This window comes from Actinokineospora globicatena (assembly GCF_024171945.1).
GTDB lineage: Bacteria > Actinomycetota > Actinomycetes > Mycobacteriales > Pseudonocardiaceae > Actinokineospora > Actinokineospora globicatena.
The window spans coordinates 604,658-626,158 of the sequence record NZ_JAMTCR010000002.1 but is presented as its reverse complement, the minus strand read 5'-3'; the positions used below and the strand labels follow the sequence as shown (position 1 = coordinate 626,158).

At 71.6% G+C, this 21,501-nt stretch carries 22 protein-coding genes; 8 read left to right on the top strand and 14 right to left on the bottom strand.

Annotated features, from left to right (window positions below; translation table 11 throughout):
- Nucleotides 1–14: 14 nt before the first annotated feature.
- Nucleotides 15–884 (bottom strand): HhH-GPD family protein, encoded by an 870-nt coding sequence (locus LV79_RS02920; protein WP_253831746.1) that lies wholly within the window; start codon nucleotides 882–884, stop codon nucleotides 15–17.
- Nucleotides 885–898: 14 nt separating this feature from the next.
- On the bottom strand, nucleotides 899–1,390 hold the full coding sequence (locus LV79_RS02915; RefSeq protein WP_253831744.1) for a beta-class carbonic anhydrase: 492 nt from the start codon (nucleotides 1,388–1,390) through the stop codon (nucleotides 899–901).
- A gap of 173 nt (nucleotides 1,391–1,563) precedes the next feature.
- Here LV79_RS02915 and LV79_RS02910 point away from each other — a divergent pair, with 173 nt between their 5' ends.
- The gene (locus LV79_RS02910; RefSeq protein ID WP_253831742.1) at nucleotides 1,564–2,250 is read left to right on the top strand and encodes a hypothetical protein; all 687 of its coding nucleotides are present in this window, start codon (nucleotides 1,564–1,566) and stop codon (nucleotides 2,248–2,250) included.
- A 33-nt stretch (nucleotides 2,251–2,283) separates the two neighbouring features.
- Here the strand turns inward: LV79_RS02910 and LV79_RS02905 are convergent, their stop codons facing one another.
- Nucleotides 2,284–3,384, bottom strand: coding sequence for a LacI family DNA-binding transcriptional regulator (locus LV79_RS02905; RefSeq protein ID WP_253831740.1), 1,101 nt, complete (start codon nucleotides 3,382–3,384; stop codon nucleotides 2,284–2,286).
- A gap of 195 nt (nucleotides 3,385–3,579) precedes the next feature.
- Here LV79_RS02905 and LV79_RS02900 point away from each other — a divergent pair, with 195 nt between their 5' ends.
- The 5 genes from LV79_RS02900 to LV79_RS02880 all read left to right on the top strand — a co-directional run bounded on the left by LV79_RS02900 (nucleotide 3,580) and on the right by LV79_RS02880 (nucleotide 8,919).
- On the top strand, nucleotides 3,580–4,578 hold the full coding sequence (locus LV79_RS02900) for a metal ABC transporter solute-binding protein, Zn/Mn family (protein ID WP_253831738.1): 999 nt from the start codon (nucleotides 3,580–3,582) through the stop codon (nucleotides 4,576–4,578).
- Entirely contained in the window at nucleotides 4,575–5,408 is an 834-nt protein-coding gene (locus tag LV79_RS02895; RefSeq protein WP_253831736.1) for a metal ABC transporter ATP-binding protein, read from the top strand. The genes LV79_RS02900 and LV79_RS02895 overlap by 4 nt, the downstream gene beginning before the upstream one ends.
- On the top strand, nucleotides 5,408–6,253 hold the full coding sequence (locus tag LV79_RS02890) for a metal ABC transporter permease (protein WP_253831733.1): 846 nt from the start codon (nucleotides 5,408–5,410) through the stop codon (nucleotides 6,251–6,253). The genes LV79_RS02895 and LV79_RS02890 overlap by 1 nt, the downstream gene beginning before the upstream one ends.
- 149 nt (nucleotides 6,254–6,402) lie before the next feature.
- On the top strand, nucleotides 6,403–7,632 hold the full coding sequence (locus tag LV79_RS02885) for a DUF445 family protein (protein WP_253831730.1): 1,230 nt from the start codon (nucleotides 6,403–6,405) through the stop codon (nucleotides 7,630–7,632).
- Nucleotides 7,633–7,683: 51 nt separating this feature from the next.
- Nucleotides 7,684–8,919 carry a DUF445 family protein gene (locus LV79_RS02880; protein WP_372495255.1) on the top strand — a complete coding sequence of 412 codons (1,236 nt, stop codon included), beginning with the start codon at nucleotides 7,684–7,686 and terminating at the stop codon, nucleotides 8,917–8,919.
- A 172-nt stretch (nucleotides 8,920–9,091) separates the two neighbouring features.
- Here the strand turns inward: LV79_RS02880 and rlmB are convergent, their stop codons facing one another.
- The 7 genes from rlmB to LV79_RS02845 all read right to left on the bottom strand — a co-directional run bounded on the left by rlmB (nucleotide 9,092) and on the right by LV79_RS02845 (nucleotide 14,503).
- Nucleotides 9,092–10,045: a 23S rRNA (guanosine(2251)-2'-O)-methyltransferase RlmB gene (gene rlmB, locus LV79_RS02875; RefSeq protein ID WP_253831728.1), complete on the bottom strand. Its 954-nt coding sequence runs from the start codon at nucleotides 10,043–10,045 to the stop codon at nucleotides 9,092–9,094.
- Nucleotide 10,046: 1 nt separating this feature from the next.
- On the bottom strand, nucleotides 10,047–11,438 hold the full coding sequence (gene cysS / locus LV79_RS02870) for a cysteine--tRNA ligase (RefSeq protein ID WP_253831726.1): 1,392 nt from the start codon (nucleotides 11,436–11,438) through the stop codon (nucleotides 10,047–10,049).
- 114 nt (nucleotides 11,439–11,552) lie between these two features.
- Nucleotides 11,553–12,254 carry an HAD family hydrolase gene (locus tag LV79_RS02865; protein ID WP_253831724.1) on the bottom strand — a complete coding sequence of 234 codons (702 nt, stop codon included), beginning with the start codon at nucleotides 12,252–12,254 and terminating at the stop codon, nucleotides 11,553–11,555.
- An 11-nt stretch (nucleotides 12,255–12,265) separates the two neighbouring features.
- Nucleotides 12,266–12,658 (bottom strand): PPOX class F420-dependent oxidoreductase, encoded by a 393-nt coding sequence (locus tag LV79_RS02860; protein WP_253831722.1) that lies wholly within the window; start codon nucleotides 12,656–12,658, stop codon nucleotides 12,266–12,268.
- Between the two features lie 34 nt (nucleotides 12,659–12,692).
- Nucleotides 12,693–13,208, bottom strand: coding sequence for a 2-C-methyl-D-erythritol 2,4-cyclodiphosphate synthase (gene ispF, locus LV79_RS02855; protein WP_253831721.1), 516 nt, complete (start codon nucleotides 13,206–13,208; stop codon nucleotides 12,693–12,695).
- The gene (ispD, locus tag LV79_RS02850) at nucleotides 13,205–13,942 is read right to left on the bottom strand and encodes a 2-C-methyl-D-erythritol 4-phosphate cytidylyltransferase (RefSeq protein WP_253831719.1); all 738 of its coding nucleotides are present in this window, start codon (nucleotides 13,940–13,942) and stop codon (nucleotides 13,205–13,207) included. The genes ispF and ispD overlap by 4 nt, the downstream gene beginning before the upstream one ends.
- A gap of 69 nt (nucleotides 13,943–14,011) precedes the next feature.
- Complete coding sequence (locus LV79_RS02845; RefSeq protein ID WP_018682461.1) at nucleotides 14,012–14,503, bottom strand: CarD family transcriptional regulator; 492 nt, start codon at nucleotides 14,501–14,503, stop codon at nucleotides 14,012–14,014.
- 329 nt (nucleotides 14,504–14,832) lie between these two features.
- Between LV79_RS02845 and LV79_RS02840 the strand changes: the two genes are divergently transcribed.
- The gene (locus LV79_RS02840; protein WP_253831717.1) at nucleotides 14,833–15,549 is read left to right on the top strand and encodes a copper chaperone PCu(A)C domain-containing protein; all 717 of its coding nucleotides are present in this window, start codon (nucleotides 14,833–14,835) and stop codon (nucleotides 15,547–15,549) included.
- A gap of 90 nt (nucleotides 15,550–15,639) precedes the next feature.
- Entirely contained in the window at nucleotides 15,640–16,998 is a 1,359-nt protein-coding gene (gene radA / locus LV79_RS02835) for a DNA repair protein RadA (protein WP_253831715.1), read from the top strand.
- A 6-nt stretch (nucleotides 16,999–17,004) separates the two neighbouring features.
- Here radA and LV79_RS02830 read toward each other — a convergent pair whose 3' ends face one another.
- From LV79_RS02830 to LV79_RS02815, 4 genes are read right to left on the bottom strand one after another with little or no spacing between them, the layout of a single operon-like run.
- On the bottom strand, nucleotides 17,005–17,610 hold the full coding sequence (locus LV79_RS02830; protein ID WP_253831713.1) for a hypothetical protein: 606 nt from the start codon (nucleotides 17,608–17,610) through the stop codon (nucleotides 17,005–17,007).
- A complete protein-coding gene (locus LV79_RS02825; protein ID WP_253831711.1) occupies nucleotides 17,597–19,207 on the bottom strand; it encodes a VWA domain-containing protein in 1,611 nt (536 codons plus the stop codon). The genes LV79_RS02830 and LV79_RS02825 overlap by 14 nt, the downstream gene beginning before the upstream one ends.
- On the bottom strand, nucleotides 19,204–20,352 hold the full coding sequence (locus tag LV79_RS02820) for a toxic anion resistance protein (protein WP_253831709.1): 1,149 nt from the start codon (nucleotides 20,350–20,352) through the stop codon (nucleotides 19,204–19,206). The genes LV79_RS02825 and LV79_RS02820 overlap by 4 nt, the downstream gene beginning before the upstream one ends.
- Complete coding sequence (locus LV79_RS02815) at nucleotides 20,349–21,434, bottom strand: hypothetical protein (protein ID WP_253831707.1); 1,086 nt, start codon at nucleotides 21,432–21,434, stop codon at nucleotides 20,349–20,351. The genes LV79_RS02820 and LV79_RS02815 overlap by 4 nt, the downstream gene beginning before the upstream one ends.
- Between the last annotated feature and the right edge of the window lie 67 nt (nucleotides 21,435–21,501).

Here is a 21,501-nt window from a genome sequence, read left to right as displayed (position 1 = left end):
GCCTCCCACCCCGGTCAGCGGTGCTCGCCGGGCAGGGCGAACCGGCCGTCCGCGGTCTGCTCGACCAGGCCGTCCACCAGCAGCGAGTGCAGGCACCGGTCCCGCTGGCCCGCGTCACCCCACACGACGTCCAGTCGGGTCTTCTCGGCGGGTTCGCTGCTGCCGCGCAGGACGTCGAGCAGCAGGCCGCGAACCTGGCGGTCGGTGCCCGCGAACTTCTGCACCGCCTTGGCCGGACCGTCGTAGGCAGGCCTACCGGCGAGCACCCACGCACAACTGGCGATGACAGGGCAGTCCACGCAGCGAGGCGCACGGGCAGTGCAGATGACAGCGCCTAACTCCATCAACGCGGCCGACGCCTTAGCCGCACGCGCGGGCTGCTCAGGTAGGAGTACCTCGGTCTCGGCCATGTCCCTGGTCGTCGACGGCGGACCCGCGTCGCCCGCGCCGTTGACCGCTCGCGCGACGACCCTGCGGACGTTCGTGTCGACCACCGGGCAGCGCTGACCGTAGGCGAACGCGGCCACCGCGCGGGCGGTGTAGGCGCCGATGCCGGGCAACGCGAGCAAGGTGTCCACATCGGACGGTACGACGTCCCCGTGCTCGTCGGCGATCACCCCGGCGGCGGCGTGCAACCGCAGCGCCCGCCTCGGGTAGCCGAGCTTGCCCCACGCCCGCACGACCTCGCCCTGGGTCTCGGCGGCCAGCGCCGAGGGCACCGGCCACCGCGCCATCCAGGACAACCAGATCGGCTCGACCCGCGCCACCGGCGTCTGCTGCAGCATGATCTCGCTGACCAGCACACCCCAACCGGTGGTGCCCCGGTGCCGCCACGGCAGGTCGCGGGCGTTCTCGTCGAACCAGTCCAGCAGGGTGTCGATCACGCCGAGCAGTGTAGTTAGAGCACCTCGGTGAGCGCGGCGGTCCGCACGTCGTACACGAAGCCGCGCACGTTGCCGGTGTGCGGGATGAAGGGGCTGCGCCGCACCCGCTCCACCGACTGCCGCACCGAGTCCTTGACCTCGCGGAACGCCTCGACCGCCCAGGTCGGGCGCAGACCGGTGTCGCCCTCGAGCTCCTCGCGGAACTCGTCGTCGGTGAAGGTCGAGAGGCCGCACGAGGTGTGCTGCATGACGATGACCTCGCGGGTCTGCAGCTTGCGCTGGCTGATCGACAGCGACCGCACCACGTCGTCGGTGACGATCCCGCCCGCGTTGCGCATGATGTGCGCCTCGCCGTGGCGCAGGCCGAACACGTCGAACACCTTGATGCGGGCGTCCATGCAGGTCACGACCGCCAGGTGCAACCCGGGCACCGGTGTCGGCACCTCGGGGGCACCGTGGTCGGGTCCGTCGATGTGGCGTTGGAGCAGGTCGTCGATGGCGGTCACGGCAACCTCCGGATTCGGACATTCCAGGCCACCCATTGGAACTCGTTTCCCAGTTGCCAGACAAGGGACTTTGAGAAACCTCACTGATCGTGTCTTCCAGCGTGCGCGACATCGCCCGATAGGGCAGGAGTGTCCGAAGAGGAGGACACCCGTCCGGCGTTACCGTTCCCGGGGTGATCGACACCGACGAGCCCCTCCCGCGATCCGTCTACCTGCGCCGACGGGTGATCGCCGTGGGCGCGGCGGTCGCCTCGGTCCTGCTGCTCACCTGGCTCATCACCGGCCTGCTCGGCGACGACGCCGTCGACCCCCTCGGCCTCGCCGCACCCCCGTCCAGCGCCCCGCCGACGACCAGCACCACGGCCCCGTCGTCCTCCGCTGCTCCGGCTACTTCCTCGGCGGCTGCTGCTGCCCCGGCTGCCCCCGCCGCGCCGCCGCCTCCACCGCCTCCACCGCCGCCGGACCCCAACCTGCCCTGCCCCGACCCGGTGATCGCCATCGCCGCCGAAATGGACCCGATCGCGTTCCGCCCCGGCAGCCGCCCCGAACTCCGCGTCGTCATCACCAACACCGGCCCCGTCCCCTGCACCCGCGACATCGGCCGAGCCCAACGCGAACTCATCATCACCGCGGGCCCCACCCGCCTCTGGTCCAGCAACGACTGCACCCCATCAGACGGCGCCGAACCCACCATCCTCGCCCCGGGGCAGCGCACGACCTTCGAGGTCAAATGGGCAGGCCGAACCTCCGCCCCCGGCTGCCCCACCCAACGCACCACAGTCCAACCCGGCACCTACACCCTGACCGCCCGAGTAGGCCCCGTGGCAGGCCCGCCCCTCACCTTCACCATCAACCCCTGACCCGCTTGGCGCTCAGGGGTTGTGGACAGACGGTCAGGGGCCGAACCAGCGTTCTTCGGCGGTGCGGGGTGGGGCGGCGGTGGCGCCGGGGACCAGCTCCGTGTTGAGGGTGATCTCGCGGGGGCGGGTCGGGTCCACGGAGGCCAGTAAGAGTTTGCCCGCGGCTCGGCCTTTTTCCAGGACGGGTTGGCGGACGGTGGTGAGGCCCGCGCGGTCGGCGTCGGCGATGCCGTCGAAGCCGGTGACGGTCAGGTCCTGGGGGACGCGCAGGCCGCGGCGGCGGGCTTCGGCGAGGGCGCCTAGGGCGAGGATGTCGGAGGTGCAGATCAGCGCGGTGACGTGGGGGTCGGCGTCGAGGAGTTGGGCTGCCGCGGAGGCGCCGCTGGAGATGCTGTGGTCGAAGCGCTCGACGACGGGGACGCGGCCCCAGTCGACGCCGACGGCGCTGAAGGCGTCGGTGAGGCCCGCGAGGCGGGCGCGCTGGACGTGGAAGGTGGCGGTCTCGGCGCGGTCGGTGGAGACGAAGCCGTCGTTGCGGTCGCGGGTGAGGCGCATGCACAGGACGCCGACGCGGCGGTGGCCGAGGGCGATGAGGCGCTTGGCCAGTGCGGTGATCGCGGCCCGGTCGTCGATGCCGACCCGGTCGACGCCCTCCACGTGCGGCTGGTCGGCGACCACCGTCGGCACCGGTCGCGACAGGACGGCCGCCAGGTGCGGGTCGTCGTCGGGCACGGAGTAGACGACGAAACCGTCCACCCCCGCGCGGTGCACGGCGGCGACGTCCTCGCGTTCGGGGTTCACCGGGACCAGGTGCAGACCCTGCCCCGCGCCCTCGCACGCCAGCGCCAAGCCCTCCAGGAAACCGAGGGCCGCGGGGTCGCGGAACGCGTAAGAGAGGTTCTCTGTCAGCAGCAGTCCGACGGCCCCCGCCTTGCGGGTGCGCAGTGATCGCGCGACCGGGTCCGGGCCGGGGTAGCCCAGCCGCCTGGCGGTCTCCAGCACGCGCCTGCGCAGCTCGGGTGAGAGCTGGTCAGGCCGGTTGTACGCGTTGGACACGGTGGTCCGGGAGACCCCCAGTTCCGCCGCCAACGACGCGAGGGTCGCCGGGCGTCGCACATGTGTTGACCGCGCCATGGACTGACCGTAACGGTTCAGAACCAATTGCAGAAGCCCGACTAACGGGGGGAGGCCGCCGAACGGGTCTCACCCGGTCGAGTTACACCCGGGCCGGGTGGTGGCGTACGCTCAAACCGACAACGGTTTCCATTCTCGTGTCGTCGCCGCCCCGGGGTCGGATGAAGGCACACCCGACAGGCCCAGGAGTGCTCCATGACCCACCGCCTGACCCCCGCCGCGACGGGGTCCGGACGCCGACCGCTGCGCACCGCCGCCGCCATCGCCGGGCTGGTCGCGCTCACCGCGACCGCGTGTGGGGACTCACAGGGGCAGCCGGCGGCCGACGGGCGGGTCACCGTGGTCGCCTCCACCAACGTCTGGGCCAGCGTGGCCACGGCCATCGGCGGCGACGACGTCACCGTCACCGCGATCCTCAGCGACCCCAGCGCCGACCCGCACGGCTACGAAGCCAAGCCGTCGGACGCCACCGCGTTCGCGGGCGCTGACGTCGTCCTGTCCAACGGCGGCGGCTACGACGACTTCTTCACCACCCTGGTCGACTCCTCCGGCGTCGACGTCCGGCGCATCGTCGCCGTCGACCTCGCCGACCCGGACGCCAACGACCACGACGCCGAGCCCATCCCCGGCGACACCGCCCACTCCCACGGTGAGCACAGCCACGCCGAGAACGAGCACGTCTGGTACGACATGGAGACCGTCCGCAAGGTCGCGGGCAAGGTCGCCGAGGAACTCGCCGCCGTCGCGCCGGACAAGGCCGAGACCTTCCGCGCGAACGCCGCGAACTTCGACAAGTCCGTCCAGGAGTTGACCGTCAAGGCCGCCGAGATCGGGCAGCGCAAGCCGGGCGCGAAGGTCCTGTCCACCGAGCCGGTCGCCGCGTACCTGTTGCGCACCGCCGGGCTCGACGACGTCACCCCGGCCGAGTTCGCCGAGGCCGTGGAAGAGGAGTCCGACCCGTCCGCCGCCGCGGTCGCCGACGCCGAGGCCCTGGTGACCGGCAAGCAGGTCGTCGCGCTCGTCTACAACAGCCAGACCGAGATCCCGGTGACCAAGCGGCTCAAGGAGCAGGCGGGCGCGGCGGGCGTCCCGGTCGTCGGTGTGACCGAGACGCTGCCACCGGGCGTGACCGGATACCTTGACTGGATGACCAAGCAGGTCGACGCGCTCGCCGGTGCTGTGGCGGCGGCATGACCGAGGCACGTGGCGGCACCCCGGCGGTGTCGCTCTCCGGGGCCCGGCTGTCCTATGGCGACCGGACCCTCTGGGACGGGCTCGACCTGGACGTCCAACCGGGTGAGTTCGTGGCGGTGCTGGGGCCGAACGGCTCCGGCAAGACCAGCCTGATGCGGGTCCTGCTCGGGCAGCAGAAGCTCAGCGCGGGCACCGTGCGCGTCGCTGGTGCGGCGCCCGGTAGGGGGAACCGGCACATCGGTTACATCCCGCAGCAGCGCGCGCTGGACCCGACGGTCGCTGTTCGTGGTCGCGACCTGGTGGGCCTCGGCTACGACGGGCACCGCTGGGGCCTGGGCATCGGCGGCATGCGGGAACGCCGCCAACGGGTCGACGCCGCCCTGGCCGCCGTCGGTGCCACCGCGTACGCGGACCGCCCGGTCGGCCTGCTCTCCGGTGGCGAGCAGCAGCGCCTGCGGGTCGCGCAAGCCCTGGTCGGCGACCCCGAGGTGCTGCTCTGCGACGAGCCGCTGCTCTCCCTGGACCTGGCCCACCAGCGCGCCGTCAGCACCCTGATCGACGCCCGCCGCCGGGACGCTGGCAGCGCGGTCCTGTTCGTCACGCACGAGATCAACCCGGTGCTGCCGCTGGTCGACCGGGTGCTCTACCTGGTCGACGGCCGGTTCCGGATCGGCCCGCCCGAGCAGGTGATGACCTCGGAGACGCTCTCGGAGCTCTACGGCACCGAGATCGCCGTGGTCCGGGTGCGCGGCCAGATCCACATCGTCGGCGCGCACAGCGACCTGTGCGAGGACGGCGCGCACCACACCGAGCAGCTGGCGGAGCGCTGATGGACAAGCTGTTCGACGTCGAGCTGACCCTCAAGCTCCTCGAGCTGCCGTTCGTGGTGACCGCGCTGGTCGTCGCCGCCGTGCTCGGCCTGCTCGCGGGCGTGCTCGGCCCGCTGATTGTCAGCCGCAACATGGCCTTCTCCGTGCACGGCACCGCCGAGCTGGCGCTGACCGGGGGAGCGGCCGCGCTGCTGCTGGGCTGGGACATCGGCAACGGCGCGCTGGCCGGGGCGATCGTGGCCGCGCTGGTGCTCGGCCTGCTCTCCCGGCGCAGTTCCGACTACGACTCGGTGATCGGCGTCGTCCTCGCCTTCGGCCTCGGCCTCGGCGTGCTCATGCTGTGGCTCTACAAGGGCCGGTCGTCGAACAAGTTCGGCCTGCTCACCGGCCAGATCGTCGGCCAGGACTTCGCCAGCGTCGCGCTGCTGAGCGGGTGCGCGATCGTGGTGCTCGGCCTGCTCGCCGCGCTCTACCGGCCGCTGCTGTTCGCCAGCGTCGACCCGGAGGTCGCCAAGGCGCGCGGCATCCCGGTCACCGGGCTCGCGGTGGTGTTCGCGGTCATGGTCGGCGCCGCCACCGCGCTCGGCGTGCGCACGGTCGGGTCGCTGCTGGTGCTGGCGCTGATGGTCACCCCAGCCGCAGCCGCCTGCCGCGTCACCGCCAGCCCGCTCAAGGCGACCCTGCTCGCGGTGCTCTTCGCCGAGATCTCCGCGGTCGGCGGCATCGTGCTGTCGCTGGCACCCGGCACCCCGGTCAGCGCCTTCGTCACCGCCATCTCCTTCCTGATCTACCTGGTCTGCTGGGTCGTCAGCCGCACCCGCCGCACCAGCACCGCCCCGGCCTGAGCCCCGGCACGGCCCGCTCTCCTGCGCCAGTTCTTCACGCTCTGGAGATCTCGGGGAGATGTCGCGCGTGAGCGGGGCACCGGCCGGGGGGCGTGCGAGACTCGGCTGGTCCTGTATGGAGGATCACCTCCGGTGGGGAGGTGGACGGGGTGGACTGGGCGGCGATCGGCGCCGATCTGCGGGAGCACTGGCTGGTCTACCTGTCCATGCCGGTGGTCGCCGCGGTGATCGGGTACGTCACCAAGCGGGCCGCGATCGAGATGATGTTCCGACCGCTGGAGTTCGTCGGGGTGTGGCGGCTCGGCTGGCAGGGGGTCATCCCGCGCAACGCCGAGCGGATGGCCACGGTGGCGATGGAGTTGATGACCACCAACCTGATCGCGCCGCGCGAGGTGTTCGGGCGGCTGGACCCCAAGCGGGTGGCCGACGAGCTGCGCGGGCCGATCGAGCGGGCCGTCGACGAGATCGCCCGCGACGTGCTCGCCGAGTACCAGCCGAACCTGTGGGAGCTGCTGCCCAGGCAGGCGCAGGACCGGGTGCTGGGGCGGATCCGCCGGGAGGCGCCCGCGGTGGTCGAGCGGCTGATGCGCGAGGTCGCCCAGGACATCGAGGCGCTGCTCGACGTCAAGGCGATGGCGGTGCGGGCGCTGGTGCGCGACAAGGCGGTGCTCAACCGGCTGATCCGGGGCACCGCGGCACCGGAGATGCGGTTCATCGCCCGGTCCGGGATCTGGTTCGGGCTGGTCATCGGGGTCGTGCAGCTGGTGACCTGGGCGCTGACCAAGAACCCGTGGGTGCTGCCGGTCTTCGGCGGCATCACCGGCTGGCTGACCGACTGGCTGGCGCTGAAGATGATCTTCTTCCCGCGGCTGCCGAGGCGGTTCCTCGGGCTGGTCACCTGGCAGGGCATGTTCCAGCGCAGGCGGATGGCGGTGGCCCGCGACTACGGCGAGCTGATCGCGGGCGAGATCCTCACCGTGGCCAACGTGCTGGAGGCCGTGCTGACCGGGCCGGGCGCCGACCGGCTGCACCGGATGGTCGAGCGCGAGGTGCGCCGGTCCATCGACGAGCAGGCGAGCCTGGCCAAGCCGCTGGTCGTGGCCGCCGTCGGGTCGCGCCGCTACCAGGAGATGAAGGCGGCCGCCGCGCGCAGGGCGATCGAGCACGTGCCCGAGACCGTGCGCCACATCGAGGGCTACGCGACCGGCGCGCTCGACATCCGGGCCACCATCGTGCGGCAGATCCAGGGCCTGAACCCGGTGCAGTACGAGGGGCTGCTGCGGCCCGCGTTCCGCCAGGACGAGTGGAAGCTGATCACCGTGGGCGCCGTGATCGGTTTCCTGGTCGGCGAACTGCAGCTCCTGGTGCTCCTGCACTGACGTACTCTCCGGAGCTAATCTACTCGCGAGTCAACAACGGGAGGGCCGGGAGTGGGCGTCGACAGCATCCTCGATGACCTCGCCCGGCACTGGCCGGTCTACCTGTCGATGCCGTTCGTGGCCGCGGTGATCGGCTACGTGACCAAGCGGGTGGCCATCGAGATGATGTTCCGCCCGCTGCGCTTCGTCGGCGTCGCCGAACCGTGGCTGGGCTGGCAGGGCGTGGTGCCGCGCAACTCGGCGCGGATGATCAGGACCTCGGCCGAGCTGATCACCAGCAGGCTGGTCGACCCGCGCGAGGTGGTCGAGCGGCTCGACCCGGACGAGGTGGCCCGCCAGATCCAGGGCCCGCTGCTGCTCACCATCGACCGCATCGCCCGCGAGGTGCTGGAGAAGCACCACCCGCAGCTGTGGGAGCTGCTGCCGGTGCTGGCCCAGGACATGATCATCAAGCAGGTGCAGGCGGGCGCCCCCGCGCTGGTCGGCAAGGTCATGGCCGAGGTCCGGGCCAACATCGGCGACGTGCTCGACGTCGGCCAGGTCGCGGTGACCGCGCTGGAGCGGGACAAGGAACTGCTGGTCCGGCTGGTGCGCGACATCTCCCGGCCCGAGATGGCGTTCATCGCCCGCTGCGGCATCTACTTCGGCTTCACCCTCGGCGTCGTGCAGACGATCGTGTGGGCGCTGACCAGGGAACCGCTGGTGCTGCCGATCTTCGGCGCGGCCATCGGCTGGTTCACCGACTGGCTCGCCATCAAACTGGTGTTCTTCCCCCGCGAGCCCACCAGGTTCCTCGGACTGCTCACCTTCCAGGGCGTGTTCCAGCGGCGCAGGGCCGAGGTCGCCCGCCAGTACGGCGACCTGATCGCCCGCGAGGTGATGACCGTGCCCAACATCGTCGAAGGCGTCCTGCGCGGCCCCCGCTCGGACCGGCTGCTGGAGATGATCCAACAACTCGTCCGCAAGTCGGTCGACGACCAGGCCAGCATCGCCAAACCATTCGTCGCGGTCGCCGTCGGCACCCGCCGGTTCCAGGAGATGAAGTACGCCGCCGCCGACAAGGCCATGGCCTACCTCGACAGCACCGCGCTGCAAGCCGAGCCCTACGCCACCAAGGCCCTCGACATCGGCAACACCATCGCCGCCAAGATGAACCAACTCACCCGCGTCGAATATGAAGGCCTCCTCCGCCCCGCGTTCCGCCAGGACGAGTGGAAGCTGATCGCCGTGGGCGCGGTAATCGGCGCCCTGGTTGGTCACCTGCAGGCGGTGCTGATGTTGAGCTGAGCGCCAGGACGAATGCGGTGCCCAATTCGCAGTCGGCGCTGTCATCGGTGCTCTGGTTGGTCACTTGCAGGCGGTGCTGATGTTGAGCTGATCGCAGGCCCCTGGACGCTCAGGCCAACACAAAGGACCCCGCCCAGAGCAGGGCGGGGTCCTTTGTGGGTTAGAGCTAGGGCTAGATCCGGCCTGCCGCGCGGCGGCGGCGCGCCACCTCGGCCAGCACGACCCCCGCGGCCACCGAGGCGTTGAGCGATTCGACACCGGCTGCCATCGGGATGGAGACGGTGGCGTCGCAGGCTTCGCGGACCAGGCGGGTGAGGCCGCGGCCTTCGGAGCCGACCACGACGACCAGGGGGGAGGTGGCGAGTTCGAGTTCGTCGAGTTCCATGGTGCCGTCGGCGTCGAGGCCGACGATCATCAGGCCTGCTTCGGCGAACGCGCGCAGTTGGCGGGTGAGGTTGACCGCGACGGCGACCGGGAGCTTGGCGGCGGTACCGGCGGAGGTGCGCCAGGCGACCGCTGTCATGCCCGCGCTGCGGCGTTGCGGCAGCAGCACGCCGTTGGCGCCGAAGGCGGCGGCGGAGCGGATGACGGCGCCCAGGTTGCGCGGGTCGGTCACGCCGTCGAGCGCCACGATGAGCGCGGGCTCGCCGGTGGCCCTGGCCGCGTCGAGCAGGTCCTCCGGGTGGGAGTACTCGAACGGCGGCACCTGCAGGGCCAGGCCCTGGTGCATGGCGCCCGCGGTCAGCCGGTCGAGTTCGGGGCGGGAGACCTCCAGCACCGAGATGCCCCGGTCGGCCGCGAGGCGGACCGACTCGGCGACCCGGTCGTCGGCCTCGATGCCGATCGCGACGTACAGGCCGGTCGCCGGGGCCTGCGACCGCAGCAGCTCCACCACCGGGTTGCGGCCCGCGACGAGCTCGTTGCCGCCCTTGTCCTGGGTCTTGGCCGCGCGCTTGGCGATGGCGGCTGCCCGCCGGTTGGCGACGTGGCCGGGCCGGTTCTCCGCCTTGGGCGTCGGACCCTTGCCCTCGAGCGCCCTGCGCCGCTGCCCGCCGGAACCGACCACAGCGCCCTTCTTGCTGCCCGGTTTGCGCATCGCGCCCTTGCGCTGGGAATTGCCAGCCACCTCAGCCGTCCTTCAATGTCCATTGTGGACCGCCGGGGGTGTCCTCGACGGCGACGCCCGCGCTCAGCAGGCGGTCCCGGATCGCGTCGCTGCGCGCGAAGTCCCGCTCGCTGCGCGCCCGCGCCCGGTCCTCGAGCAGGTCCGACACCAGCGCGTCGAGCGCTTGGCGCAGACCGGTGTCGGCCGTGGCGCCATCGACCCACCGGGGCGAGAGCGGGTCGAGCCCGAGCACCCCGGTCATCGCCCGGATCGACGCCGCGGCCTCGCGCGCCCCGGTGTCGTCGCCCGCGTCCAACGCGGTATTGCCCTGCCGCACCAGGTTGTGCACCGCCGCGAGCGCGGCGGGGGTGGCCAGGTCGTCGTCGAGCGCGCCAGCGAACTCCGCGCTCACCCCGCCGGGCGCCACGACACCGGTGCGCTGCGCGACCTTGCGCAGGAACGTCTCCACCCGCTGGTAGGCGCGCACCGACTCCTCCAGCGCGGTCTCCGAGTACTCGATGGTCGACCGGTAGTGCGGGCCGACCAGGTAGTACCGCAGCTCCTGCGCGCGGACCCGGTTGAGCATCTCCGGGATGGACACCACGTTGCCCAGCGACTTCGACATCTTCTCGCCGCTCATGGTGACCCACGCGTTGTGCATCCAGTAGGACGCGAACCCGTCGCCAGCCGCCCGCGACTGCGCCTGCTCGTTCTCGTGGTGCGGGAACACCAGGTCGATGCCGCCGCCGTGGATGTCGAACGCCGCGCCCAGGTACGTGTGCGCCATCGCGGAGCACTCCAGGTGCCAGCCCGGCCGCCCGGCACCCCACGGCGTCGGCCACGACGGCTCGCCCGGCTTCGCGGACTTCCACAGCGTGAAGTCGCGCGGGTCCGCCTTGCCCTGCGCCGCCGACTCGCCCTGCTGGACCTCGTCGACCTTGATGCCGGACAGCTCGCCGTAGGCGGGGTAGGAGGCGACGGAGAAGTACACGTCACCGCCCGCCGCGTAGGCGTGACCACCGTCGATGAGCCGCTGCATGAGCTCGACCATCTGCGTCACGTGCCCGGTCGCGCGCGGCGACACCGACGGCGGCAGGCAGCCGAGCGCGTCGTAGGCGGAGTCGAAGGCCCGCTCGTGCGTGGCCGCCCACTCCCACCACGGCCTGCCCGCGTCGCCCGCCTTGGTCAGGACCTTGTCGTCGATGTCGGTGACGTTGCGGACCAGCCGCACGTCGAGACCGCCGTGCGCCAGCCAGCGGCGCACCACGTCGAAGTTGAGGCCGCTGCGCACGTGCCCGATGTGCGGGACGCCCTGCACCGTCGCACCGCAGACGTAGATCGAGGCGATCCCGGGTACCAGCGGCGCGAACGGGCGCGAGGTGCGACTCGCGCTGTCGTAGATGTGCAGGGACACGACTATCTCCTGGTGGGAGCACAGCGTTGACTGGGGGAAATGGTACGGGTAACGCACAGCTCACCCGTGCCCGGTTTGCCTCACCGGTGGTGACCGGGGTGTTCTGGCTTGGCGCTAGTCCGTGATCCCGTGTGCGCGCAACGCGCCGAGCAGCGCGTCGTGGCGGGTCGCGGTCGCCTGCGGCTCCACCCGCTCGAACCGACAACCGGTCCGCGCGGCGCCGCCGTCGGCCTCCGCGCTGTCGCCGACCATCAGCGCGTCGGCGGGTGTGACCGAGAGCCGCTCGCAGGCGATCTCGAAGGTCTTGGCGTCGGGCTTCACCACGCCGACGGCGTAGGACAGCACGAACTCGTCGACCAGGTCAGCCAGGTCCCAGTGCGCGAACGTCTCCCGCAGGTCCCAGGCGATGTTGCTGACCACGGCCACCGGGATGCCCCTCGCGCGCAGCAGGCGCAGCGCGGCGGCGGTGTCCGGGTACGGCCGCCACGACGACGGCGCGAGCATCAGGTCGTAGAGCCGGGTGGCGACACCCTCGGCGAGTCCGAGCTCGGGGTGCGCGAGGGAGGCCTGGTAGGCGGCGCGGTGCACCTCGGGGTCGAGGTCGCGGCGGTGCCAGGAGTCGTGCAGGTCGGCGGGCAGGTGCGCGGGGACGCCGGTCGGGACGGTCATCAGCGCGAGCAGGTCCGCGTAGCGCTCGGCGGTCAGCGCGCCGCCGTCGCTGGTGCGCAGGCCGTCGACAGCGCCGGGACCCGGTTCCAGGCGGAACAGAGTCCCGGAGAAGTCCAGCAGGACGCCGCGGATGACCACGGCGTCCACGCTAGAGGTCGCTAGGCGTGGCCTGTCACCCGCTCCGGTGTGATGCGCACCACGACCCGCACGGTGTCCGGGCTGTCCCCGGAGTAGGGCTTGCCGGTGTACTTCTCGGACAGCTCGTTGATCAGGTCGTCGCCGCCCTCGGTGGTGAGCTCGGCGGCGCCGCGGACCTCGATGTAGCTGTACGGGTTGTCCTTGGCGTAGACCGTGACGCTGACCCGGGGGTCGCGGCGCAGGTTCTTCTCCTTCTGCCTGCCCGCCACCGTGGACAGCAGCACGTCGTCGCCGTCGCGGCGGATCCACAGCACCGAGGTCTGCGGGCTGCCGTCGGGGTTCAGCGTGGCGAGGGTGGCGAAGTTCGCGCCGTCGAGGAGGGCCTTGGCGCCCTCGGACAGAGGTGATCCCATGCCAGGGAACTTACGTGCGGTGGCCGAAGTCCGCTCAACCCGCGGGAACGCCCTGATCAGCGGGTACGGCCTCAGCGGGTATGACCTCGACGGGCAGGAGCAGCGCGGTCGCCACCGCGGCGACGCCCTCACCCCGCCCGGTCAGCCCGAGCCCGTCGGTCGTGGTGCCCGACACCGACACCGGCCCGCCGACGGCCGCCGACAGCGCGTCCTGCGCCTCGGCCCGGCGCTTGCCGACCTTGGGCTCGGTGCCGATCACCTGGACCGCCGCGTTGCCCACCCGCCACCCGGCCGCCTCGACCCTGGACCGCACCTCGGCCAGCAGCGTGGTCCCGTGCGCACCCGCCCAGCGCGGGTCGCCGGTGCCGAACACCGCGCCCAGGTCGCCGAGCCCGGCGGCCGAGAGCAGCGCGTCGCACAGGGCGTGCGCGGCGACGTCGCCGTCGGAGTCACCGACGCAGCCGGGCACACCGGGCCAGTGCAGACCCGCGATCCAGCACTCGCGGTCTACGTCGATCGGGTGAACATCGGTACCAATCCCGACCCTCACTGCGCCTCTTCCCGGGACAAGATGAATTCGGCAATCGCCAGGTCAAAGGGGGTTGTGATTTTCATCGCATAAGCGTGTCCCGGGACGGTCGCCACGGGTATGCCGATCTTCTCGACCAGGCCCGCGTCGTCCGTCGCGGAATCGCCCGCCTCGGCATACGCCCTGGTCAGGGTATCCAGGTCGAAGCCCTGCGGGGTTTGCACCACGCGCAGCGCGGCTCGATCAGGGGTGGCGAGCACCGTACCCCCGAAATCAACCTGTTTGACCGTGTCGGCCATGGGCAGGACCGGCACCACGGCCGGTGCCCCCGCCGCAACGGCCGCGACCACCGCGCGGATGACCTCGGCCGGGGTGAACGAGCGGGCGGCGTCGTGCACCAGCACCACGCGGGCGTCCGGGATGACCTTGGTAGCGTGCCGCAGGGCGAGCCGGACGGACTCCGTGCGGTCGGCCCCACCAGGCACTACGTCCGCCGCCAGGCCCTCGGTGCGCAGCAGCGCGGCGGTCGACTCGACCTCGCTCGGCGGGGCCGCGACCACGACATGCCGCACGCAGCCCGCGTTGAGCAGGCCACGCACGGCATGGGTGAGCAGAGCGGTCCCGCGCACCGGGACCAACGCCTTGGGCACCCCGAAGCCGAGGCGTTCGCCTCGACCCGCGGCGGGCACGATGGCCACGGCGCGAGCCTGCTCGGGGAGGGCGGTCGGGTCGCTGCTGTCCGGTGGGGGTGTCATGCATGTCTCAGTCGGGCGATCCGCCGGACGGCCCGGTCGGGACGTGCTGTTGTCGAACCTGCCAGGGGGCTAGACGGTGGCGGTGGCCAGAACCTCGTCCAGCAGGACCTCGGCCTTGTCCTCGTCGGTGCCCTCGGCCAGCGCCAACTCGCTGACCAGTATCTGCCGCGCCTTGGCCAGCATCCGCTTCTCACCAGCGGACAGGCCGCGATCCTTCTCCCGCCGCCAGAGGTCTCGCACCACTTCGGCCACCTTGTTCACATCGCCGGAGGCGAGCTTCTCAAGGTTGGCCTTGTACCGACGCGACCAGTTGGTCGGCTCCTCGGTGTGCGGTGCGCGCAGCACGTCGAACACGCGGTTGAGGCCCTCTTGACCGACGACGTCCCGCACACCGACGATCTCGGCGTTGTCTGCGGGGACGCGGACGGTGAGGTCACCCTGCGCGACCTTGAGGACGAGGTACTTCTTCTCCTCGCCCTTGATCACCCGGGTCTCGATCGCTTCGATGAGTGCGGCACCGTGGTGCGGGTAGACGACGGTCTCTCCGACCTTGAAAACCATGTGTCCTCTGCCCCTTTCGCTGCTCCCAGCTTAACACGAGTCCCACTGACCAGGAGATGAGGCGCTGAACGTCTGTGCAGGTCAAGGGCCACATCAGGGAACGGCCGGGGGTTGACAAGCGCGGGTGGCGCGTACTCAGCCGGGTGGCGGGGCGCGGTGGGCGCGCAAGTCGATCTCGGCGGGCCGCCTGTTCCACTGTGGACCGGGGCGCGGACGTGACGGTGGTGACACCCGGGGGTGATTGTCCGCCCACGCCGCAACCGGGGACCGCGCCCCGGCTAGGCTCCTGAGCCGGTAGGTGAAAGTCCGCTAGCGACGCAGGAGCACCCGTGAGCCGTGCACAGCAGAACCCGACCGGCAGGCCGCGCCTCGCCCCGGCCGTGTTGGGCCTCGGCGTCGCAGCGGTACTGGTGACCGCGGGCTGCAGCTCGGGCCAGATCACCCAGACCGACTCGCAGCTGCCCGCCGTCAACGGCGCGCTCGCGCAGACCGGCCAGATCGCGGTGCGCGACGCCGTGCTCGCCTACCCCAAGTCCGGCTACTACGCCGAGGGCGCCGACGCGCCGCTGTCGCTGACGATCGTCAACGTCGGCGGCACCGCGGACAAGCTCCTCGAGGTCACCAGCCCGCTGGCGGCCGACGTCGAGGTCGCGGGGGACACCAACCTGCCCGGCGGGTTCGCGCTCGTCGTCGGCAAGGCCGGTGAGGAGACCGCAGGCAAGAAGTCCAGCGCGCCGACCACCCCGACGCCGACCTCGACCAGCTCGGCCGCGCCGACCTCGGCCACCTCGGCGGCCAAGCCCACCTCCGGTGCCCCGAGCAGCACGTCTGCCTCGGTCGCGCCCACCTCGGTGACGCCGACCACGACCACCACGAAGCTGGCGCTCGGCACGCTCGAGATCGTGCTCAAGGGCGCGTCGGAGAAGCTGTACCCGGGCAAGAACGTGCCGGTGACCTTCGTGTTCGAGAAGGCCGGTCCGGTCACCGTCAACCTGCCCATCGCCGCCCCGAACGGGCCGCGCGAGGAGCACGCGGGCGAGCACTGATCCCGGCGCTTGTCGCGCGGCGGTGTTTGTCGGTGCGCGGCGGTACTTGTCGGTGCGCGGCGCTAGCCTGCGGGCCGTGGTGATCTCCCCGTGGTGAGCAAGTCCAGCTACCGGTGTGCCGACTGCGGGCACACGGTGGCCAAGTGGTTCGGCCGCTGCCCGGAGTGCCAGACCTGGGGCAGCCTGGAAGAGGTCGGCGCACCTCGGGTCAAGGTGGCCGCGGGTGCCCCCAGCTCGCCCGCCCGGCCGATCGCCGAGGTCGACATCGAGGCGGCGAAGGCCCGCCAGACCGGCGTCCCGGAGTTGGACCGGGTGCTCGGTGGCGGCTTGGTGCCCGGTGCCGTGGTGCTGCTGGCCGGTGAGCCCGGCGTCGGCAAGTCGACGCTGCTGCTGGAGGTCGCCTACCGCTGGGCCGCGCGTGACGGCGAGTACGGCCCGACCCTGTACGTGACCGGTGAGGAGTCCGCTGGTCAGGTCCGGTTGCGGGCCGAGCGCACCGGCAACGTGCACCAGTCGATGTTCCTGGCCGCCGAGAGCGACATCTCGGCGCTGCTCGGGCACGTGGACGCGGTTCGGCCGGGGCTGCTGGTGGTCGACTCGGTGCAGACGATGTCCTCGCCCGCGGTGGACAGCGCGCCAGGTGGGGTCACGCAGGTGCGCGCGGTGACGGCCGCCCTGGTGGCGCTGGCCAAGGAGCGCGGGCTGCCGGTGCTGCTGGTCGGGCACGTCACCAAGGAGGGCTCGATCGCCGGTCCCCGGGTGTTGGAGCACTTGGTGGACGTCGTGCTGCACTTCGAGGGCGACCGGCACTCCATGCTGCGGCTGCTGCGCGGGGTCAAGAACCGGTTCGGACCCGCCGACGAGGTCGGCTGCTTCGAGCTGGTGGAGAGCGGCATCGTCGGCGTCCCGGACCCGTCGGGGCTGTTCCTCAACCGGCGCGACACCGGGGTCGCCGGTACCGCGGTGACGGTCGCGGTCGAGGGCAAGCGGCCGCTGCTCGGCGAGGTCCAGTCGCTGGTGGCCAAGTCGCACCTGGGCACGCCGCGCCGCGCGGTGTCCGGGTTGGACTCCGCGCGGGTCGCGATGGTGCTGGCTGTGCTGGAGCGGCGCGGCGGCATCCGGCTCGGCGACGCGGACGTGTTCACCGCGACCGTCGGCGGCATGAAGATCGCCGAACCCGCGGCCGACCTCGCCATCGCCCTGTCGGTCGCGACCGCCGCCAGGGACGTGGCGCTGCCACCCGACCTGGTCGTGCTCGGCGAGGTCGGGCTGGCCGGGGAGGTCCGGCGGGTCTCCGGGGTCCGCGCCCGACTGGCCGAGGCGATGCGGCTGGGGTTCACCAAGGCGCTGATCCCACCCGACTCCGGCGAGCTACCGGAGGGGATCGAGGCGCGAGTCGTCGGCGACCTCGCCTCGGCGATGAACAACCTGCAGGTGCTCCGCGGCTAGCCGGTGCTAGTCCTCCGCGCGGTCCTCCAGGTACCGGGTGTGATCGGACTGCCTGCGCAGGTCGTCGGCGAAGAAGCGGGATGCCACGTTCTCGGCGTCCACCTCGAGCAGTTCCAGTTGCGCCGCCAGTTCCCCGGCGGCCGATCGTGCGCCGGACCGCTTGGCCACGCCGATCCACCACGGCAGGTTCAGGTACGTCTCGACTGCCAGCGGGACGTCGACGCGCACCAGCCGGGTCACCCCGTGGGAGGTCTCCGGGTCGGCCGCCAACTCCTCCGGCCGCTGGAGCACGGCGTCGAGCACCTCGCCGATGTGGTCGAGCCGGTCGAGCGCGCCGTCGGGCATCCGCTTGGCCTCGGCCCGCACCTTCGCCAGCAGCGCGGCCAGGTCCGACCGCAGCCGTGACGCCGCGATGGCCGGGTCGACCGCGAGGCGCACCCGTTCCGGTGGCGCCGCCAGCGCGCCGACCAGGTACAGCCCGCCGATGACCGGCAGCCAGTAGGCGCCCGCGAAACCGGTCAGGTGCAGGCCGACCCCGCCGAGCCCAGCGACGCAGCCGACCAGGTTCTTGGTCGAGCCGAGGTAGCGGACGACACCGTCACTGATAGCCACGGATCTCCCGGAACACCTTCTGCAGGTCGGTGTCGCGCGCGTCGAACACCTTGCCGCCGGTGCGCTTGGCCACGTCCTCCATCTCGCCCTTGTTGCCCTCGCCGAACAGCACCGGGAACACCGGCACCCCCTTGAGCCGCCCCGACCGCTGCTGCTGCGCCCGCTGGAACCCGGCGTGGTCGAGCCCGCTGTTGTTCTCGCCGTCGGTCATCAGCACGATCGAGGTGAACCGGCCGTCGTCCGGCTGGGCGCCCAGGTGCTGGTAGGCGCGCTCCAGGCTGGAGTAGATCGCCGTGCCGCCCTCGGTCTCCAGGCCCTCGGCGGTCTGCTTGATCCGGTCGAGCTCGGCCTGCTGGTTCGTCTCCGGCAGGGTGAAGGTGACGGGCTGCTGCGGTTCGCCGCTGAACGGGATGAACGTGACCTCCTCGCGGCCGTGGAAGCGCCGGTACCGGCCGACCAGGTCGTTGTTCGCACCTGTGAGGCCGACCAGCGCGCCGCGCAGCTTCTCGATCCGCTCGCCCTCCATCGAGCCGGACACGTCGAGCACGTAGACCGTGCGCGCCGGGCGGCGGATCTCGTCGAAGTAGGCCATCAGCAGCGCGTCGAAGGCCTGCTCGGTGGCCGGGAACGGGAGCTCGACCAGGGTCTGCGCGGTGAAGTCCTTGCCGAGTTCGACGCCCGGGACCGCAGGCCTGCGGTGGGTTCGGGACATGATGTCGCGCTGGACGTCCGGGGTGCGCAGGTACTCGGTGAGCTTCTTGTGGTCGGCGCGCGCGTGCTCGGGGGCGTCCTTGAGGGCGGTCAACGGGTAGTCGGCGGTGACGACGCCGTCGCTGGGGTAGATCAGCGCCAGCGGCTCGGGCAGCTTGCCGCCCGCGTTGAGCGAGAGCAGCACCGACTCGTAGTTGATCAGGCCGTCGATCTTGGCGCCCGGGTCCTCGCCGGTGGCCCGCCGCTGGTAGGCCTCCGAGAGCCAGCCCGAGGACCCCGCGCTCATCGCCTGGGCCGCGAAGAAGCCCTTCAGCTGCGGCTTCACCGCGCCGACCTCGGCCGCGCTGATCGCCGACCCGGTGCCAGCCAACGCGGACGCGACGCCGACCAGGGCGGAGAAGCCCGAGTTGGACGCGGACGGGTCGGTCATGCCGTAGCTGAACCGCTTCTCCGCCGCCGCCTTCGCGATGTCGCTCCACGAGACCGGCTTGTCCACCCAGCCGAGTTCGGTCGCCTTCGACTTGGCCAACCCGAGCACCACCGGCGAAGTCATGATCTTCGCCTGGGCGCCGAGCCTGCGCGCGGCGTCGGGGATCGCCTGCGGGTAGCGGTTCGCGGAGAACCAGACCGCGTCGTACCGGCCGTCCGCCTTGCCGCTGGCGATGGTCTCCGAACCCTCGATGGTGCCGCTGAAGGTGAACTCGACCCGCACACCGGTCACCTGCGCGGCTTTGTCGAGCACCGGCTTCAAGTCGGCCAGTTCACTGCCCGCGAGCACCCGCAGCTTCCCCGCTTCCGCCGGGCTGGCCGGTTTCTCCTCCGGGTCCGACGAACAGCCGGACACGACCGCCGCGACGGCCAGGACGGTGGCGATGACCCGCTTCATGATTCTCCCCCGGTCTCGGTGTCGTGCGAGCGGCGCAGGTGGTCCCGCGAGCGGTGCAGTTCCCCGGTGAGCGCGGCGACGGTGGTCGCCATGTTCTTGGTGGCCCCCGCCCGGAACTCGTCCACCGCGTCGATGGCGTGCAGGATCTGGTCGAACGAGGTGCGGATGGTGGCGACCCCGACCGCCGGATCGCCCGCGGCCCGCTGGATCTCGCCGGTGTGCTGCTCGAGCAGGGTCCCGTTGGCCCGCATCAGCTCGTCGGTGGTGCCGCGCAGCGCGTCGATCTCGTCGAGCACCGCGCGCTGGTTGGCCAGGCCACCGCTGACGATCAGCGCGATCCGCAGCGCGGCGACGGTGGTCGTGCAGGCGCGTTCGACACCGCGGATCAGCTCGTCGTTGTTGCGGCGCAACAGGTCCAGCGCGAGGTAGCCCTGGGCGCAGACGGCGAGCTGGGTCAGGACGTCCTGATGTCGTTGCCGCACGGGGAGAAGGACGTCGGCGCGCAGCGAGGTCGCCGCCGCCGGGTCGGCGTAGTCGAGCACCCCGGCCTGCCGGTCCACGGCGCCGTCCAACGCCTCGGCGAACACCGCCACCTCCGCCAAGCGGCCCATGTTCGCCCAGAGCCGGGCGCGCTCGCCCTTGATCGAGGCGTTCTCCCGGCGCAACTGGTCCTGGCGGGTGCGCAGGTCGCCGACGAGCAGGTTGATCGGGGTGTTCGCGGCCTGGTACCGGTGGAGCAAACGCTTGCCGCTCAACGGGATCAGGCCGAACAGCTTGCGCGGCGCGGCACCGGGGTCCAGCTCCGCGATCGTGTGGCGCAGGTCGGCGAGGCTGGTGGTGATCCGCTGCTCCGGACCGGACCGCCTGCCCTGCGCGGTGGCCAGCGCGTCCACCGACCGGTCGAGCAACGCGGTCGCGATGCCCGCCGCCACCCGCATGTCCGCCTCGCCGACCGACAGCACCTCGTCGACCTTGTCGGCGAAGTCGGGGGAACGCGGGTCGAGCGCGGCCAGCTCGGTGGCGAACCGGTCGGCCCTGCCCTCGGCGGCCTCGCGGGTCGGGTCGTCGACCGGGACCAGCCCGGCGGCGCGGTCGAGCGGCACCGGGTCGACGGGATCCGGTGGCGTCAACGCGATCTCGGTCACCGGTAGTACTTCGCGATCTCGTTGAGCAGCCGCTCCAACGTCTCGTAGCTGGGCACTTCGGCCTGGGCGAGCAGGTCGGCGGGCGCGGAGAGCTTGCGGTCGGCGAGCAGGTCGAGGAACGCCTGGGGGTCGTCGGTGCGGAACCCGAACTCGGCGGCGAGGCGCTTGAGCTCCGGATCGGTGCTCAGCAGCTCGCCGACCCGGCCGCCCTGGCCCTTGAGCGGCACCAGGGTGTGCTCGGACAGCAGCGTGGGCTGCGGGTAGAGCAGCCGCATGTCCGGCCGGATCGAGCCGTCACCGCGCACCTGGCGGTCCAGGAACTGCGACTCGTAGATGAACACCAGCGGAGCCTTGCCCATGCCCGCCGCCAGGTAGTCCTCGAACGGGCCCTCGCTGCTGCTCTGCGTGTACCCCTGGTCGATGAACAGCTTGACGACCGGGGGCAGGACCTTCGCCTCGGCCTCCGGCGTGGCGACGACCTGGTTGCCGTTGAGCACGTGCGACACCAGCGCCAGGTACATGGCCGCGGAGTTGGAGTTGCGGGGGTCCGTGGTCGTGATGAGGACGTTCTTGCGCACCGGGTAGGCGGTGTTGCCGGGCAGTTGGTCCCAGCGGGTACCGGTCAGCGCCAGGTACTTCTCGATGTCGAGCACCTGGTACTCGCCGAGGCCCTTGTGCACGACGCCCTGCGCGGACAGCAGGTCCACGATCGGCGTGAAGGTCGCCACGGCCATCGGGGACCGGAACGGCGTGTAGACCTTGTTGACCTTCTTGTCCTGTTTGATCCGTTGGGCCGCTGGGCGCGACGAGGGGAACGCGAAGTCGTACGGCCCCAGGTCCACCGTCGTCGCGATCTGCCGCGACCCGGCGGAGTCGAACTCCACCTTCAGCCCGTGCTTGCCGAACACCGCGACTACCCGGGGATCGGCGAAGAACGCGGCCTTCTCCGACCCGCCGACACCCCGCACCACCGCGGCCTGCTGCCCCGGCTCCGCCTCGTCACCCCCGGACCCGAAGATGATCGCCACCACCACCGCCGCGAGCAACACGACGGCAAGACCGATGCTGATCCGACGTTTCATGCGCCCCTCCCCACCTGACCGATGATCCCGGCTCGGCCACGGGTAGGACGCCGTTTCGCGCGCACTC

Excerpts from the sequence above, each read along its gene's own strand:
- LV79_RS02905 (WP_253831740.1), bottom strand. The coding sequence starts at position 3,384 with ATGGCGCGGTCAACACATGTGCGACGCCCGGCGACCCTCGCGTCGTTG.
- LV79_RS02900 (WP_253831738.1), top strand. The coding sequence starts at position 3,580 with ATGACCCACCGCCTGACCCCCGCCGCGACGGGGTCCGGACGCCGACCG.
- LV79_RS02895 (WP_253831736.1), top strand. The coding sequence starts at position 4,575 with ATGACCGAGGCACGTGGCGGCACCCCGGCGGTGTCGCTCTCCGGGGCC.
- LV79_RS02890 (WP_253831733.1), top strand. The coding sequence starts at position 5,408 with ATGGACAAGCTGTTCGACGTCGAGCTGACCCTCAAGCTCCTCGAGCTG.
- LV79_RS02860 (WP_253831722.1), bottom strand. The coding sequence starts at position 12,658 with ATGGGATCACCTCTGTCCGAGGGCGCCAAGGCCCTCCTCGACGGCGCG.
- ispD (WP_253831719.1), bottom strand. The coding sequence starts at position 13,942 with ATGACACCCCCACCGGACAGCAGCGACCCGACCGCCCTCCCCGAGCAG.
- LV79_RS02845 (WP_018682461.1), bottom strand. The coding sequence starts at position 14,503 with ATGGTTTTCAAGGTCGGAGAGACCGTCGTCTACCCGCACCACGGTGCC.
- LV79_RS02825 (WP_253831711.1), bottom strand. The coding sequence starts at position 19,207 with ATGAAGCGGGTCATCGCCACCGTCCTGGCCGTCGCGGCGGTCGTGTCC.
- LV79_RS02815 (WP_253831707.1), bottom strand. The coding sequence starts at position 21,434 with ATGAAACGTCGGATCAGCATCGGTCTTGCCGTCGTGTTGCTCGCGGCG.